This window comes from Citrobacter koseri ATCC BAA-895, assembly GCF_000018045.1.
In the GTDB taxonomy this organism is placed as follows: domain Bacteria; phylum Pseudomonadota; class Gammaproteobacteria; order Enterobacterales; family Enterobacteriaceae; genus Citrobacter_B; species Citrobacter_B koseri.
Window position 1 is genome coordinate 2469286 of sequence record NC_009792.1, and the last position, 15991, is coordinate 2485276.

A 15991-nucleotide genomic window follows, 5' to 3' on the forward strand; every position below is an offset into this window, starting at 1 on the left:
GGGCGTATGGATCTGTTATACCGGGTAAAAGCGTTATGGGCTGCACTGCGCGGCAACCATTATACCTGGCCTGCCATCGACATCATGTTACCCGGCGATCGCTGTTTTCATCTTGTGGGCAGTATTCACATGGGAACGCGCGATATGGCCCCCTTCCGGCAAAACTGCTTAAAAAGCTCAGGCAGGCGGACGCGCTGATTGTTGAAGCCGATGTTTCAGGCAACGATTCGCCTTTTACCGACCTGCCTGCCTTTGCCGACCTGGATGAGCGAATTAGCGACGAGTTACGTCAGCGCCTGCATAAAATCACCCATGAACTGGGCATTTCCCCTTCTCTCTTTTCGACCCAGCCGTTATGGCAAATCGCCATGATATTGCAGGCGACTCAGGCGCAACAACTGGGGCTGCGACCGGAATACGGTATTGATTACCAGTTGCTGAAAACGGCAAAACAGGCGCAAAAACCGATCATCGAACTGGAAGGCGCTTCCAGCCAGATCGATCTGCTGTGCCAGCTCCCTGATAACGGACTGGCGCTACTGGATGATACCCTGACGCACTGGCATACCAACGCCAGACTGCTGCAACAGATGATGAGCTGGTGGCTGAAATCGCCCCCGCAGAATAATGCTATTTCGTTGCCGAATACCTTCAGTCAGTCGCTGTATGATGTGCTGATGCATCAGCGAAATGTCGCCTGGCGGGAGCGTCTGCATGCCATGCCGCCGGGTCGGTACGTCGTGGCGGTCGGCGCGCTTCATCTTTACGGGGAAGGCAATTTGCCTGCGCTAATGCGTTAAAAAAATGGCCAATATTTCTATTGGCCCGTCAAAGAGGAATTTCATCGTTATTATTATGCCAGGACGTAGCGCCCTGGTTATGTCGATTGTCGCTCAAAGTCACCATCCTGCCAATACTATTGCGCAAGATGGTACTATTTTTTAGACCACCATCAGGCGTATGCTTTAAGGGTATTTTGTCTGGGCCAGGAATAATTGCTATGACACCCGCCGTAAAATTACTCGAAAAAAACAACATTACTTTTCAGATCCACGCCTACGATCACGATCCGTCAGAAACCAATTTTGGCGATGAAGTGGTGCGCAAATTAGGCCTGAATCCTGATCAGGTTTACAAGACGCTGCTGGTTGCCGTAAACGGCGATATGAAGCACCTGGCGGTCGCGGTAACGCCCGTTGCCGGACAGTTGGATCTGAAAAAAGTAGCGAAAGCGCTGGGAGCTAAAAAGGTCGATATGGCCGATCCGATGGTCGCCCAACGGACGACAGGTTATCTGGTCGGCGGCATCAGCCCGCTGGGGCAGAAAAAACGGCTGCCGACGCTGATTGACGCGCCAGCCCAAACGTTCGCCACCATTTATGTTTCCGGCGGCAAACGCGGGCTGGACATCGAGCTGGCGGCGGGCGATTTAGCCAAAATTCTGGATGCGAAATTCGCCGATATCGCTCGCCGGGATTAAGCGATTTTAGAATGATTGCCTGATGGCGCTACGCTTATCAGGCCTACAAACCGCATTGACCCGTACCGGCACTACGCCCTGTTACTGCCAGCTGACTTCGCCCTTCGGCTCATACGCGCTGGCATCCAGCGGTGAGTTCTTCTGCACGTACTCTTTCAGCACTTCCGCATCAATAAACCCGGTATTCACGTATCCCGGTTTATTATCAATTTGCGGATACCCGTCGCCGCCCGTCGCATTGAAGCTCAGCGTCGCCATCCGGTAGGTTTTCGCCGGGTCAACAGGCTCGCCTTTAATTTTCAGGTCATGAAGTTTGCCGTCTTTCGCCACAAAACTGACGTTCGCAAACTGCGGATACGCCCCGGAATCCGGCTTCATCTGCGCGACGGCGGTCAGGTAATCAATTACCTCTTTACCGCTCATGTCGACATAGACCACTACGTTGCCAAACGGCTGCACCTTGAGCACGCTTTTATAGGTAATGTTGCCGCCTTCAATCGAGTCGCGAATCCCCCCGCCGCTCATCACGCCGAAATCGGCGCTGGTGCGCGCGATTTGCGCGGCCAGAATCAGATGGCCCATATTAGTCTGCACAAAGCGAACTTTGTTGCGATCCCCTTCAAGACGACCATTGACGCTACCAATCTTCACGTCCAGCTGCGCTTTACCTTTGTTCTGGAATGGCGTCAGAAGCGAGAGCATTTGCTGATTTTCTGAAATTTCCGGGGTGTAAAGTACGCGCTCACTTTTCCCGTTATCCCAGGTGACTTTCTTCTTCAGGTTTACCGGAATGAGCTGATAGTTGACCATTTTCATCTCGCCGTTACGGAACTCAAAGTCCGCGCGGCCAACGTATTTCCCCCACTCATGCGCCTGCACAATCCAGATGCCGTTCTGCTTATCCGGCGCGCAAGGCGTACCCGGCACATAATCAACCTGCTTTTTGTTTTCGGACGCCATGCACACCGGGTCCTGTGAGTGACCACCCACAATCATCGCCAGCGAGCCTTTTGGTAGACTACGCGCCATTTCAACATCGCCCGGCGCGTTCGAACCGTGATCGCCGTTGTCATAGTGCCCCATGTGGGTAGTGGCGATAATGATGTCCGGCTTTTCATTCACTTGCAGTTCCTGAATCACCACCTTCGCCTCTTCGGCCGGTTTACGGAACTCGATATCAGTGAAGAATTCCGGGTTACCGATCTTCGCCGTGTCGTCCGTCGTCAATCCGAGGACGGCGATTTTCAGATCCTGGCGTTTAAAAATAGCCCAGGGCTTGAACAGGCGTTCTCCGGTACTCTTTTGGTAGATATTGGCGGAGAGGAAGGGGAATTTGGCCCACTTTTCCTGCTGACGCAGCACGCTGAGCGGATTATCAAACTCATGATTACCGACGGCCATCGCATCGTAGCCAATCAGGTTCATACCACGAAAGTCAGGTTCCGCGTCCTGCAAGTCGGATTCCGGTACGCCAGTGTTAATGTCACCACCGGAAAGCAGCAGCACGCTGCCGCCTTCAGCCGCAACCTCTTTGCGAATGCCGTCCACCAGCGTTTTTTGCGCCGATAAACCGTACTCGCCGTATTCGCTGCGCCAGAAATGGCCGTGGTGATCGTTAGTATGCAGGATGGTGATTTTATAGGTTTTATCTTTTTCATAAGCCTGAACAGGCTGGCTTGCCAGCGTAAACGCGGCAAACAATACCAGCGCCACACCCCGTTTCAAAAATTTCATGCTTCTCTCCCTGACTCAATATCAACCGCTGAAATTACAATGATCTGAAATAATAGTCGAAAATGTTTTCAGAATTGAGACTTCCTTCAAACACCGTCCACAGGTATGTTAGTCGAGTAATAATTACAAATTCGATTATCCCCAACATCGCAAACAAAACAGAAGTGACATTCTATGGCAATGAGTGAACCAACCCAGCCGTTAGCGGGCGCCTCTGCTGCGGCGACTAAAGCACGCACCTCGTTTGGCATCTTAGGCGCGATCAGCCTGTCTCATTTGTTGAACGATATGATCCAGTCGCTAATTTTAGCGATTTACCCGCTGCTGCAATCAGAGTTTTCCCTGACCTTTATGCAGATAGGGATGATTACCCTGACCTTCCAGCTCGCCTCCTCCCTGCTCCAGCCGGTCGTCGGATACTGGACGGATAAATATCCCATGCCGTGGTCGCTCCCCATTGGGATGTGCTTTACGCTGAGCGGTCTGGTACTGCTGGCGCTGGCGGGCAGTTTTGGCGCCGTGCTGCTGGCGGCGGCGCTGGTCGGCACCGGTTCTTCGGTATTTCATCCAGAATCTTCCCGCGTGGCGCGTATGGCCTCCGGCGGGCGCCACGGGCTGGCGCAATCCATCTTCCAGGTTGGCGGCAACTTCGGCAGTTCGCTGGGGCCGCTACTGGCTGCTGTCATCATCGCGCCATATGGCAAAGGTAATGTGGCCTGGTTTGTATTGGCCGCGTTGCTGGCCATTATTGTGCTGGCGCAGATCAGCCGCTGGTATGCCGCGCAACACCGGATAAGTAAAGGAAAACCGAAGGCGACCATCGTCAATCCGCTGCCGCGCAATAAAGTGATACTTGCCGTCAGCGTGCTGTTAGTCCTGATTTTCTCCAAATACTTCTATATGGCGAGCATCAGCAGCTATTACACCTTTTATCTGATGCAAAAATTCGGATTATCGGTACAAAACGCACAGTTTCATCTGTTTGCCTTCCTGTTTGCCGTTGCGGCTGGAACGGTAATCGGCGGGCCTCTGGGTGATAAAATAGGCCGAAAATATGTTATTTGGGGCTCAATTCTGGGTGTAGCGCCGTTTACTCTCGTTTTACCCTATGCAACCCTGCACTGGACGGGGATTTTAACCGTGATAATTGGTTTTATCCTCGCATCGGCCTTTTCTGCCATCCTGGTGTATGCGCAGGAACTGCTTCCGGGGCGTATCGGTATGGTTTCTGGGCTCTTTTTCGGTTTCGCGTTCGGTATGGGAGGCCTTGGCGCTGCGGTATTAGGCCTGCTCGCCGACCACACCAGTATTGATTTGGTCTACAAAATATGTGCTTTCCTGCCACTTCTGGGGATACTGACCATATTCTTGCCTGACAACCGACATAAAGCCTGATTTTCCTGCGGCCAAAGGTAAACTTTGGTCGCACTCTCTTCCAGTCACCGTAAGCCTTTAGCTCACAGACACCCCGCCAGTTTTCCAATCCGTGCCTTTTTTATTCTAAATTCCACTTTTCATCAAATTTCAACAATTATTCATAAACATAAACATCGAAATTGTCATAAACTATTACCTGGAATTTTGGTTTCTCTGGCGCCATCGTTTGTGAGGCTGTGCGAGCGATGACGCCAGGGCGACCAAAAATGGATCAACATAACGACCAAAGGAGACGGAATGCATCACGCCACCCCGCTTATTACCACCATTGTTGGCGGCCTCGTGCTCGCTTTTATACTCGGCATGCTTGCCAATAAACTGCGTATTTCTCCTCTGGTGGGATATCTGTTAGCGGGCGTTCTTGCGGGGCCATTTACTCCGGGTTTTGTCGCGGATACCAAACTTGCGCCTGAACTGGCGGAGCTTGGCGTAATCCTGCTGATGTTCGGCGTCGGGTTGCACTTTTCATTGAAGGATCTGATGGCGGTAAAGGCCATCGCCATTCCCGGCGCGATCGCCCAGATAGCCGTGGCGACGTTGCTGGGTATGGCGCTTTCAGCGGTGTTGGGCTGGTCGCTCATGACCGGTATCGTCTTCGGGTTATGTCTTTCAACCGCCAGTACCGTGGTGCTGCTGCGCGCGCTTGAAGAGAGACAGCTTATTGACAGTCAGCGCGGGCAAATCGCCATCGGCTGGCTGATTGTGGAAGATCTGGTGATGGTTCTGACGCTGGTTCTTCTGCCCGCTGTGGCGGGAATGCTGGAAAAAGGCGATGTCGGCTTCGCGTCGCTGGCAGTTGATATGGGCATCACCATCGGTAAAGTGGTGGCGTTTATCGCCATTATGATGCTGGTTGGGCGCCGTCTGGTGCCGTGGATTATGGCACGCAGCGCCGCCACCGGCTCCCGTGAACTGTTTACCCTTTCCGTACTGGCGCTGGCGCTGGGCATCGCCTTTGGCGCCGTCGAGCTGTTCGATGTTTCCTTTGCGCTGGGCGCTTTCTTTGCCGGGATGGTGTTAAACGAATCAGAATTGAGCCACCGCGCCGCGCACGATACACTGCCGCTTCGCGACGCCTTTGCGGTCCTGTTCTTTGTCTCCGTCGGGATGCTGTTTGACCCGTTAATCCTGATTCAACAGCCGATGGCGGTATTGGCTACGCTGGCCATTATTATCTTTGGTAAATCGGTTGCCGCTTTCTTCCTGGTTCGCCTGTTCGGGCACTCGCCGCGCACCGCGCTGACCATCGCCGCCAGCCTGGCGCAGATTGGTGAATTTGCCTTTATTCTGGCAGGTCTGGGCATGGCGTTGGATCTGCTGCCGCAGGCAGGGCAGAACCTGGTGCTGGCGGGCGCGATTCTGTCGATTATGCTCAACCCGGTGCTGTTTGCGCTGTTAGAGAAATACCTCGCCAAAACGGAAACGCTGGAAGAGCAGACGCTGGAAGAAGCGATCGAAGAAGAGAAGCAGATTCCGGTGGATATATGCAACCACGCGCTGCTGGTCGGTTTTGGCCGCGTCGGTAGTCTGCTGGGCGAAAAACTGATGGCGGCAGGCATTCCGCTGGTGGTCATTGAAACCTCACGTACCCGCGTGGATGAGCTGCGTGAGCGCGGTATTCGCGCCGTACTGGGGAATGCCGCTAACGAAGAGATCATGAACCTGGCGCATCTGGACTGCGCTCGCTGGCTGCTGCTGACCATTCCGAACGGCTACGAAGCCGGTGAAATCGTGGCCTCCGCCCGCGAGAAATGCCCGCACATTGAGATTATCGCGCGCGCGCATTATGACGATGAGGTGGAATACATCACCGAGCGCGGAGCGAATCAGGTGGTGATGGGCGAGCGTGAAATTGCCCGCACCATGCTGGAGCTGCTGGAAACCCCGCCCGCAGGCGAAGTGGTAACGGGTTAAACGGCGTGATGCCGGATGGCGGTGTAATCACCTTATCCGGCCTACGATTTTCTTGTAGGCCCGATAAGCGCAACGCCATCGGGCAATAACTCATCGATCCCAGTAAGACTCTTCGAGGCTGTCTTCCCGTTCCGGCAGACCGCGCGTCAACCGCGGGGAATGCTGGTTCAATACCTGATAACTCACACGGTTCGCATACTTACACACCTGCGCCAAAGACGAATAGGTCAGCCAGGTGAATTTATGCTTGCTGGAGTTAGGCACATTGGTGCGGTGATAATTATTGGCGGTAATATCATGTAACAGCGCCGCCAGCGCGCCGTCTCCCGCGCCATTGGTATTCATGATTTTTTCCGGCCCGCCCATGTACGGGGCGATGTGCGAGTAGACCCGCAGCGGATGGAGACAATCTTTATGCCGCATCGCACGGCTGAACTCATACTGATTAAACTCGGCAATCGCCCCCGGCAGCAGCGGGTGCTGGGTTTTGCGTTTCGCTTCATCTTCGGTAAAGCCCGCCATATACAACCCAATCGGCCCGGCGGTACACAGCACCAGATCCACCCAGTCCAGCGCCTTATCAGACGCCAGCAGCGGATCGTTCTCGCCGGTTAACGCTTCCGCCTCTTCTTCATTCATCGCCAGAATGGAGACATGCTCTTTGAGGAACGCCTGCCACCACTGCGGATTATCGGCGATAACAAACTTCGTCCCCAGGGTCAGCACCACCGGCACATTATGCTTTTTCGCGTACTCAATGGCTTTCATGGTCGCTTCCGGCATCGGCTCGCCCGGTTTACAGCGCACCAGATAGGAGGTCAGCACCAGCGCAGATGCGCCCGCAATCACCGATTCCGGGATGCTCTCCGCCCGAAGCTGGTTCATGTGGCCGGGACTGATGGCGAAGGTACGCTCGCCGGATTCGCCAATCAGCGTAAAGCAGCGGCCAATGGGACCATCAACCCCTTGCAGGTGGTTGAGGTCGGTACGGCTCGATGTGTTACATAAATAGCGATAGGCGTAGCTGCCAATCTCAATGTTGCTGCACATCACGCCCAGCAGAACGGAGCGATCGTCCGCCAGCACCGAGTAGTTGTGCATGGTGTTACCAATGGTGCCACCAGCAAACTGGTGGGTGATCAGGTTTTCACGCACCAGCTCCTGATACAACGCTTCTGCGACATCATCCTCAATCACCAGAGAATGCCCGGCGCTCAATCCATAACGTGTCACAAAGTCATCATCGACTTTCGCTTCAATATCCACCAGCGTCTGATCGATACCAACCACCCATGACGCGCTGGTTTCATTTTCAGCCTGAATTTGTTGCAACAGCGGGTCACGGGCATTAACGGGGAAATAGTGTTTGGATTTACGTTTACCGGGAAATTTCATGATTGTGTTTACAGGTGGATAACTGAGCGGTGCATGGTAGCACATTCCCCCCTGCCCGCGCGACGAGGCGCGGAGTTTCAATATCGGACGGTGAGATCGCAGTTTATTGGCGATCGCTTTCTACAATGGAGGCATTTCACAAGGAGCGCGTTATGAAGCCAGAAAACAAAATTCCCGTTATCGATCTTATTTCTGCGCAGATGAGGGCCGTCATCAACGTTCATCAGGCGGAGCTGCCGCCGTGGCCTGCGGATGACATTGCGGCACAGCGCCAGCACTACACCCGCGAACGCCAGTTCTGGAACGCCGGAGCGCCGCAGATGGCAACGCGGGCGGCGGCGGTTCCCACACCCTACGGCGAGGTCGCCACGCGTCTGTATTATCCACAGCACAACAGCAGGGCAACGCTGTTTTATCTGCACGGCGGCGGATTTATTCTCGGTAATCTGGATACCCACGACCGCATTATGCGGCTGCTGGCGAGCTATACGCGGTGTACGGTCGTCGGCATCGACTATACGCTCTCTCCCGAAGCACGTTTCCCACAGGCGATTGAGGAGACCGTCGCGGCATGTCGGTTCTTTCATCAACGCGCCGATGAATACGCATTGAACATGGCGCAAATCGGTTTTGCCGGGGATTCCGCAGGCGCTATGCTGGCGCTCGCCAGCGCGCTGTGGCTGCGCGATAAGCAGATTGTATGCGGGAGCGTGGTCGCCACGCTGCTGTGGTATGGTCTCTACGGGTTACAGGATTCGCCCAGCCGCCGTTTGTTTGGCGGAGAATGGGACGGCTTAACCCGTCAGGATCTGGAGAGGTATGAAAACGCCTATCTGCGTGACGAGCTGGATCGCGAATCCCCCTGGTATTGCCTGTTCAATAACGATCTGACCCGCAATGTGCCGCCCTGCTTTATTGCCGGCGCGGAGTTCGATCCGTTACTTGATGACAGCCGTCTGCTGCACCAGACGCTCCAGGCGCATAATCAGCCCAGTGAGTACCGGATGTACCCCGGCACGCTGCACGCCTTCCTGCACTATTCACGCATGATGAAAACCGCTGACGATGCGCTACAGGATGGCGCGCGTTTCTTTATGGCGCAGTTAAAATAGCCTCAGAGGTACGGCGCGGTCAGCTTCAGCATCATATCGATGTGTTCCGGCGCGGCATTGAGCGCCGGAATGTATTCGTATTTTTTACCGCCCGCCTCAAGGAAGATTTCCCGGTTTTGCAACGCGATCTCCTCCAGCGTTTCCAGACAATCCGCCGCAAAACCCGGACACATCACCTGAATATGCCCGATGCCTTTTTCGCCCAGCATTTTCAGCGTTTCGTCAGTATACGGCGTCAGCCACGGCTCGCGGCCAAAGCGCGACTGGAAGGTCATCATCACTTTTTCTGGCGCCAGACCAAGCGCGGAGACCAGTTCACGGGTAGTATCGCGACAGCGTTGCGGGTAGTCGTCGCCTTCGTCAGCGTAACGCTGCGGGATGCCGTGATACGAGAGCAGCAGCAAGTCCGGCTCGCCATGTTGGGCAAACGAGGCACGGGCGCTATTTGCCAGGGCGGTGATATAGCTATTGTCATCAGCGTAGTCACGAATAAACGAGACGCCTGGAATACTGCGTTTACGCGCCAGAATACGCGCCAGTTCGTCCCAGACGGCCGCCACCGTCGAACAGGAGTATTGCGGGTAGAGCGGCAGCACCACGATGTGATCGACGTGGTTCGCCAGCAGTTCATCGACCGCGCTTTCCAGCGACGGCGAACCGTAGCTCATCCCCAGCGCAACGGGCGTATCCGGGAGACGCTCTGCCAGCGCCTGCTGTTGCTCCCTGCTGTAAACCAGCAACGGCGATCCGCCTTCCTGCCAGATAGACTGGTACAGTTTTGCGACACGCGGCGCGCGCAGCGGCAAAATCACACCACGCAAAAGCGGCCACCACAGCAGGCGGGAAGTATCCACCACGCGCTCATCGCTTAAAAATTGCTTCAGATAGCGTTTAACCGCTTCAGGAGTTGGGGCATCGGGAGTGCCGAGGTTAGCCAGCAGGATACCGGTTTTCGTCTGACGCATTACCGCCTCTTGTTGATTCAAATTGTTGATAATTGTAGCGGAAAAGCGAGGAAGAAGAACTAATTGCTGTGAGAGGTAAGATGAGAATTTGCCCGATAAGCGCAGCGCCATCGGGCAATTTACGGATTAACCGAGGATTTTTTCAAGGTCAGCACGCACATCGGCAACGGCCTGAGTACCGTCCACTTTCGCGTATTTAGTGTTACCCGCTTCTGCTTCTTTCTGGTAATAACCAATCAGCGGCGCAGTCATCTGATGGTATTCCACCAGACGCTTACGAACGGTCTCTTCCTGATCGTCTTTACGGGTGGTCAGCTCTTCGCCGGTCACATCGTCCTTGCCTTCCACTTTCGGCGGATTGAATTTGATGTGATAAACACGGCCAGACGCCGCGTGCACGCGACGGCCCACGATGCGGTCAACGATCAGCTCGTCCGGTACGTCGAATTCGAGAACATAGTCAACCGCAATGCCCGCTTCTTTCATGGCGTCAGCCTGCGGAATTGTACGCGGGAAGCCGTCCAGCAGGAAACCGTTGCGGCAATCGTCCTGCGCGATACGCTCTTTTACCAGCGCAATCACCAGCTCATCGGTCACCAGCTTGCCGGCGTCCATGATGTCTTTCGCTTGTTTACCCAGCTCGGAGCCAGATTTCACGGCGGCACGCAGCATGTCGCCAGTGGAGATTTGCACAATACCATATTTCTCCATGATGAACTGAGCCTGAGTTCCTTTACCCGCGCCCGGAGCGCCAAGCAGAATGATACGCATTACGAAAATCCCCTTAAAGGTTGTCGATATTTTTTAAAAAAGCGCTAAACGATACCACCATCACGCAATTCGCTCAAGGAAGGCGCCCTGCGCTGAAACGGTTAACGGCGGGAAAATGAAGAAAAAGAGAGGATAAAATAAAAAATGCCCAATGGCGCTGCGCTTATCGGGCCTACATAAGCAACCTGCTCGTAGGCCGGATAAGCATTAGCGCCATCCGGCATGACGCGGTGCCGATTAAGACACCAGCAACTGGTTCATACGACGGATAAACTGGTTCGGATCTTCCAGCGTACCGCGTTCGGCAAACAGCGCCTGATCCAACAGCAGCTCTACCCATTCGTTAAACTGCGCTTCGTCCTGGGTATCCGCCGTGCGTTTCACCAGTACGTGATCCGGGTTGAGTTCAAAGATGTATTTCACTTCCGGCACGGCCTGACCGGCAGCGGCAAACAGCTTCGCCATCTGGGTACTCATCTCGTCAGCGTCGGTGGTGACAATGGCCGGAGTATCGGTCAGACGATGCGTCAGACGCACCTCTTTCACACGATCGCCCAGCAGGGTTTTCACGCGCTCAACGAACGGCGTCAGCGCTTTTTCCGCTTCTTTTGCGCTTTCATCGACTTCATCCGCCAGTTTTTCCAGCGATTCGTCAACTTTAGACACGGACTGGAACGCCTTACCATCGAACTCGGTCAGGTAATTCATCATCCACTCATCAATGCGATCGGAAAGCAGCAGCACTTCGATGCCTTTCTTACGCAGCAGCTCCAGGTGCGGGCTGCTCTTCGCCGCCGCGTAGCTGTCTGCCGTGATGTAGTAGATCTTCTCCTGCCCTTCTTTCATGCGGGAGATATAATCTTCCAGAGAGACGGTTTGTGCGGAAGAGTCTGTATGCGTTGAGGCAAAGCGCATCAGTTTCGCGATGGCTTCCTGGTTGGCATGATCTTCCGCCGGGCCTTCTTTCAGCACCAGACCAAACTGTTTCCAGAAGGTCTGGTATTTTTCCGCATCGTCTTTCGCCAGTTTTTCCAGCATTTGCAGAACACGTTTGGTCAACGCGCTGCGCAGGTTGCGGGTAACGGTGCTGTCCTGAAGGATTTCGCGGGAAACGTTCAGCGGCAGATCGTTGGAATCAATCAGACCACGCACGAAGCGCAGGTAGTTCGGCATAAACTGCTCGGCGTCGTCCATGATAAAGACGCGCTGTACGTACAGTTTCAGCCCATGTTTGTGATCGCGGTTCCACATATCCCACGGCGCCTGAGACGGGATGTACAGCAGGCTGGTGTACTCCTGCTTACCTTCCACGCGGTTGTGGCTCCAGGTCAGCGGGTCGGTGAAGTCGTGAGCAATGTGCTTGTAGAACTCGTTATACTCGTCGTCTTTGATTTCTGACTTGTTACGCGTCCACAGCGCCTGCGCCTTGTTGATTTTCTCCCAGGAGACGATCGTTTCACCGTCTTTTTCTTCCTGTTTTTCAATCTCTACCGGCAATGCGATATGGTCGGAATATTTGCTGATGATGGAGCGTACGCGCCAGTCATCAAGGAACTCGTCTTCGCCTTCACGCAGGTGCAGGGTGATTTCCGTACCGCGATCGTCTTTAGTGATATCCGCAACGGTGTACTCACCTTCGCCCGCCGATTCCCAGAACACGCCATTTTCCGGCTTATCGCCCGCCGCGCGGGTACGCACGGTCACTTTATCCGCGACGATAAACGCAGAGTAGAAGCCGACCCCGAACTGGCCGATCAACTGGCTGTCTTTCGCCTGATCGGAACCCATTGATTCGAGGAAAGATTTAGTGCCGGATTTCGCAATGGTTCCCAGATGATCGATAACGTCATCACGGTTCATCCCCACGCCATTATCGGCGATGGTCAGCGTACGCTTATCTTTATCAAAGGAGACACGCACGCGCAGCTCGCCGTCGCCTTCATACAGATCCGGGTTCGACAGCGCGCGAAAACGCAGCTTGTCCGCCGCATCTGAGGCGTTAGAGATAAGCTCACGCAGGAAAATTTCTTTATTGGAGTACAGAGAATGGATCATCAGGTGCAGAAGCTGTTTTACTTCTGACTGAAAACCACGAGTTTCTTGTCCTTTCATTGGATAAATACCTCAACAATGCCATTTACAAGGTCAAAATGCGTTGAGGGAGAAATGGGGACGGGAAATGAGTTTTCAAGCGGGAGAACGCGAATGTTCTCCCGTTTGATTAAAAACGAATCTTATGACGCCCGGCAAGCGAGTGGGACAGCGTGGTGCCATCGACCATTTCCAGTTCGCCGCCCACCGGTACGCCGTGGGCGATACGGCTGGCTTCAACGCCATATTGCGCACAAAGTTCGGCAATATAGTTCGCGGTAGCCTCCCCTTCGACCGTCGGGTTGGTCGCGAGGATCACTTCGCTGAGCTGTTCTGACGCCAGACGCTGCTCCAGACGATCGAGACCGATATCGTCCGGCCCGATGCCGTCGAGCGGCGACAGATGCCCCATCAGTACGAAGTAGCGGCCAGAGAATTGCCCGGTCTGCTCAATGGCGTAGATGTCCGCCGGACTCTCCACCACGCAGATTTGACCGTTTTCCTGACGACGCGGATTCGAACAGATATTGCACACGTCCTGCTCAGTGAAGGTGCGGCAATCGGCGCAGTGGCCGATTTCCGACATCGCCCGGGTGAGCGCTTGCGCCAGACGCATCCCGCCGCTGCGGTCACGCTGAAGCAGCGTAAACGCCATGCGCTGCGCTGACTTCGGGCCAACGCCCGGCAGACAGCGCAGTGCTTCCATAAGCTGAGTTAACAGCGGGCTGGTTTGCATCAGAACGGCATCTTAAAGCCAGGCGGCAGTTGCATACCGGAGGAGACAGACGCCATCTTCTCTTTCTGGGTCTCTTCAATGCGACGCGCCGCATCGTTGAACGCCGCAGCGACCAGATCTTCCAGCATCTCTTTGTCGTCTTCCAGCAGGCTTGGGTCGATTTCCACGCGACGGCAGTTGTGCGCACCGTTAATGGTCACTTTCACCAGACCTGCGCCAGACTCGCCGGTGACTTCCAGTTTGGCGATTTCTTCCTGCATCTGCTGCATTTTTTCTTGCATCTGCTGGGCTTGCTTCATCAGGTTGCCCAGACCGCCTTTTCCAAACATAAGCTCTCTCTCTTGATGGTTTACAATCGCAAGCCGGGCTTACGATCAAATGGGGCGAATACTCTCTTCATCCAGATCCGCGTCAAAGAATCGACGCAGCGTCTGAATGTTGTTATCCGCAATAATCGACTCACGCGCCTGCGCAAGTTTCTCTTCATAAATCGCCTGACGCCACTCCAGCGGCGTTCGCACCGCCGGATTATCATCTTCAACGATGGTCAGTTCAACTGTCGTTCCCGTCAGGGCGCTCAATGCTTCTGCCAGCTTTTGCTGCGCGCCAGTGGAGTTAAGATGTCGCTGCGTGGAACGCAGATGCAGGCAAATGGTATTGCCGTTCTCCTCTTTCCAGGCGTTTAACGCCACCTGTTCCACCAGCTTCGGCAGGGAGAGCTGGCTAATTTGTGCCGCCCACGGATCGCGTTCGGTCGCTTCCGCGGCCAGTTTGGTCGCCAGTTCCGGTGTTTTTTCATGCTCCAGCGCCTTTTTCAGCGCTTTCGGCGTGGCCACAACCTCTTTTACTTCCACCACCGGATTGGTCGCCTTCCAGCGGTAGGCTTCTTTCTTCGTCGGCGTCTGTTCCAGCGCAGACGGCGCCGGACGCGCCTGAACGCGTTCAGAGACAGAGGCTAATCTTTCCAGCGCAGCGTTATTTACCGGCCGCGCGCGGGAAGCGGCTGCCGGTTCACTCTTTTTTGTTTTGGTTGCTCCCTGAGCACGCTGAAGCTGGTTGCGCGCCGCCAGCACCTGGCTGGTGGCATCTGGCAACGGCACCTCCTGGCGTACCGGAGCGGATTGTTGCGAAGGCACCTGCGTCGGCGTCATCACCGCCGTTGGCGCGACCGGCGCAAAAGATTGCTGCGGTCTTTCCGGTTCCGGCAGCGGCATACGTGGGTGGAATGCCAGCGCGCGTAATAGCGTCATTTCAACGCCCATCCGTCTGTCCGGCGCGTAAGGCAATTCTTTGCGGCCAATCAACAGCGTCTGGTAATAGAGCTGTATGTCCGCTGGCGGCACGGTTCGCGCCAGTTCACGCATGCGCTGCTCAATCGCCGCCATATCGTTACCCAGCGCAGCAGGCGACAGCTGCACCATCGCAATGCGGTGCAACAGCCCCAGCATTTCGACCAGCAGCGCTTCCCACTCAATACCGCGCGCGGCGGCATCATTCACCAGCGACATCACGCGCTCGCCATTGGCGGCAACCACCGCCTCGACCAGCGAAAGCGCCTGGTCATCATCCAGCGTGCCGAGCATCGCGCTCACCGCCAGGGTGGAGACCTGCCCGTCACCGCTGGCGATCGCCTGGTCGGTCAGGCTGAGCGCATCGCGCAGGCTGCCGTCCGCTGCGCGGGAGAGCAGTTGCAGCGCGCGCGGCTCATGCGCGATATGTTCTTCGTTAAGGATATGCTCAAGCTGATGGCGAATTTGTTCGACATCCAGCGCCTTGAGATGGAATTGCAGGCAGCGCGACAAGATCGTCACCGGCAGCTTCTGCGGATCGGTGGTCGCCAGCAGAAACTTAACGTGCGCGGGCGGTTCTTCGAGCGTTTTAAGCAACGCGTTGAAGCTGTGCCGCGAGAGCATATGCACTTCGTCGATCAGATAGACCTTAAACCGGCCGCGCGCGGGCGCGTACTGGACGTTGTCCAGCAGGTCGCGGGTATCTTCCACTTTGGTGCGCGACGCGGCGTCGATCTCAATCAGATCGACAAAACGCCCCTGCTCGATTTCCCGGCAGTTGTCACATACGCCGCACGGCGTGGCGGTGATGCCGGTTTCACAGTTCAGTCCCTTCGCCAGCAGACGGGCGATGGAGGTTTTACCGACGCCACGGGTGCCGGAAAAAAGATATGCGTGATGAATACGCCCTAACGACAAGCCGTTCGCCAGTGCGGTCAGCACATGTTCCTGGCCGACGACGTCAGCAAAGGTTTGTGGGCGCCATTTTCGGGCTAAGACCTGATAACTCATTGGCTGGCTCTGAAACGCTGGAAGGTGGATTCATGGGGGGAATGCTAACACAACCT

The 15991-nt window shown here is 55.2% G+C and carries 12 protein-coding genes, 1 pseudogene and 1 other annotated feature; of the genes and pseudogenes, 5 read left to right on the forward strand and 8 right to left on the reverse strand.

All coding sequences use genetic code 11. The features are described 5' to 3' along the window. Positions 1 to 6 precede the first annotated feature (6 nt). A pseudogene (locus CKO_RS11330) lies at positions 7 to 800 on the forward strand (TraB/GumN family protein). 200 nt (positions 801 to 1000) lie between these two features. Then, positions 1001 to 1480, forward strand: a complete 480-nt coding sequence (gene ybaK / locus CKO_RS11335; protein WP_012133493.1) for a Cys-tRNA(Pro)/Cys-tRNA(Cys) deacylase YbaK — start codon at positions 1001 to 1003, stop codon at positions 1478 to 1480. 81 nt (positions 1481 to 1561) lie between these two features. On the opposite strand, the gene ushA is transcribed toward ybaK, so the two are convergent. Continuing rightward, positions 1562 to 3214 carry a bifunctional UDP-sugar hydrolase/5'-nucleotidase UshA gene (gene ushA / locus CKO_RS11340; RefSeq protein WP_012133494.1) on the reverse strand — a complete coding sequence of 551 codons (1653 nt, stop codon included), beginning with the start codon at positions 3212 to 3214 and terminating at the stop codon, positions 1562 to 1564. Between the two features lie 174 nt (positions 3215 to 3388). Here ushA and fsr point away from each other — a divergent pair, with 174 nt between their 5' ends. Then, positions 3389 to 4609, forward strand: coding sequence for a fosmidomycin MFS transporter (gene fsr / locus CKO_RS11345; RefSeq protein WP_012133495.1), 1221 nt, complete (start codon positions 3389 to 3391; stop codon positions 4607 to 4609). A 279-nt stretch (positions 4610 to 4888) separates the two neighbouring features. Then, positions 4889 to 6565 carry a YbaL family putative K(+) efflux transporter gene (gene ybaL / locus CKO_RS11350; RefSeq protein ID WP_012133496.1) on the forward strand — a complete coding sequence of 559 codons (1677 nt, stop codon included), beginning with the start codon at positions 4889 to 4891 and terminating at the stop codon, positions 6563 to 6565. A gap of 90 nt (positions 6566 to 6655) precedes the next feature. On the opposite strand, the gene gsk is transcribed toward ybaL, so the two are convergent. Then, on the reverse strand, positions 6656 to 7960 hold the full coding sequence (gene gsk / locus CKO_RS11355; RefSeq protein WP_012133497.1) for an inosine/guanosine kinase: 1305 nt from the start codon (positions 7958 to 7960) through the stop codon (positions 6656 to 6658). A gap of 152 nt (positions 7961 to 8112) precedes the next feature. On the opposite strand from gsk, the gene aes reads away from it, so the two are divergent. After that, a complete protein-coding gene (gene aes / locus CKO_RS11360; RefSeq protein WP_024130584.1) occupies positions 8113 to 9072 on the forward strand; it encodes an acetyl esterase in 960 nt (319 codons plus the stop codon). A 2-nt stretch (positions 9073 to 9074) separates the two neighbouring features. Here the strand turns inward: aes and hemH are convergent, their stop codons facing one another. From hemH to dnaX, 6 genes are all read right to left on the reverse strand, one after another. After that, positions 9075 to 10037 (reverse strand): ferrochelatase, encoded by a 963-nt coding sequence (gene hemH, locus CKO_RS11365; RefSeq protein ID WP_048902402.1) that lies wholly within the window; start codon positions 10035 to 10037, stop codon positions 9075 to 9077. A 126-nt stretch (positions 10038 to 10163) separates the two neighbouring features. Beyond that, positions 10164 to 10808 carry an adenylate kinase gene (adk, locus tag CKO_RS11370; RefSeq protein ID WP_012133500.1) on the reverse strand — a complete coding sequence of 215 codons (645 nt, stop codon included), beginning with the start codon at positions 10806 to 10808 and terminating at the stop codon, positions 10164 to 10166. A 237-nt stretch (positions 10809 to 11045) separates the two neighbouring features. After that, positions 11046 to 12920, reverse strand: a complete 1875-nt coding sequence (gene htpG, locus CKO_RS11375) for a molecular chaperone HtpG (RefSeq protein WP_012133501.1) — start codon at positions 12918 to 12920, stop codon at positions 11046 to 11048. A gap of 109 nt (positions 12921 to 13029) precedes the next feature. Then, positions 13030 to 13635 carry a recombination mediator RecR gene (gene recR, locus CKO_RS11380; protein ID WP_012133502.1) on the reverse strand — a complete coding sequence of 202 codons (606 nt, stop codon included), beginning with the start codon at positions 13633 to 13635 and terminating at the stop codon, positions 13030 to 13032. Beyond that, complete coding sequence (locus tag CKO_RS11385; protein ID WP_001515903.1) at positions 13635 to 13964, reverse strand: YbaB/EbfC family nucleoid-associated protein; 330 nt, start codon at positions 13962 to 13964, stop codon at positions 13635 to 13637. The genes recR and CKO_RS11385 overlap by 1 nt, the downstream gene beginning before the upstream one ends. 45 nt (positions 13965 to 14009) lie before the next feature. Beyond that, positions 14010 to 15935, reverse strand: a complete 1926-nt coding sequence (gene dnaX / locus CKO_RS11390; protein WP_012133503.1) for a DNA polymerase III subunit gamma/tau — start codon at positions 15933 to 15935, stop codon at positions 14010 to 14012. Further along, positions 14613 to 14677: a sequence feature (DnaX frameshifting element), on the reverse strand. (Overlaps the previous gene by 65 nt.) Positions 15936 to 15991: the final 56 nt, after the last annotated feature.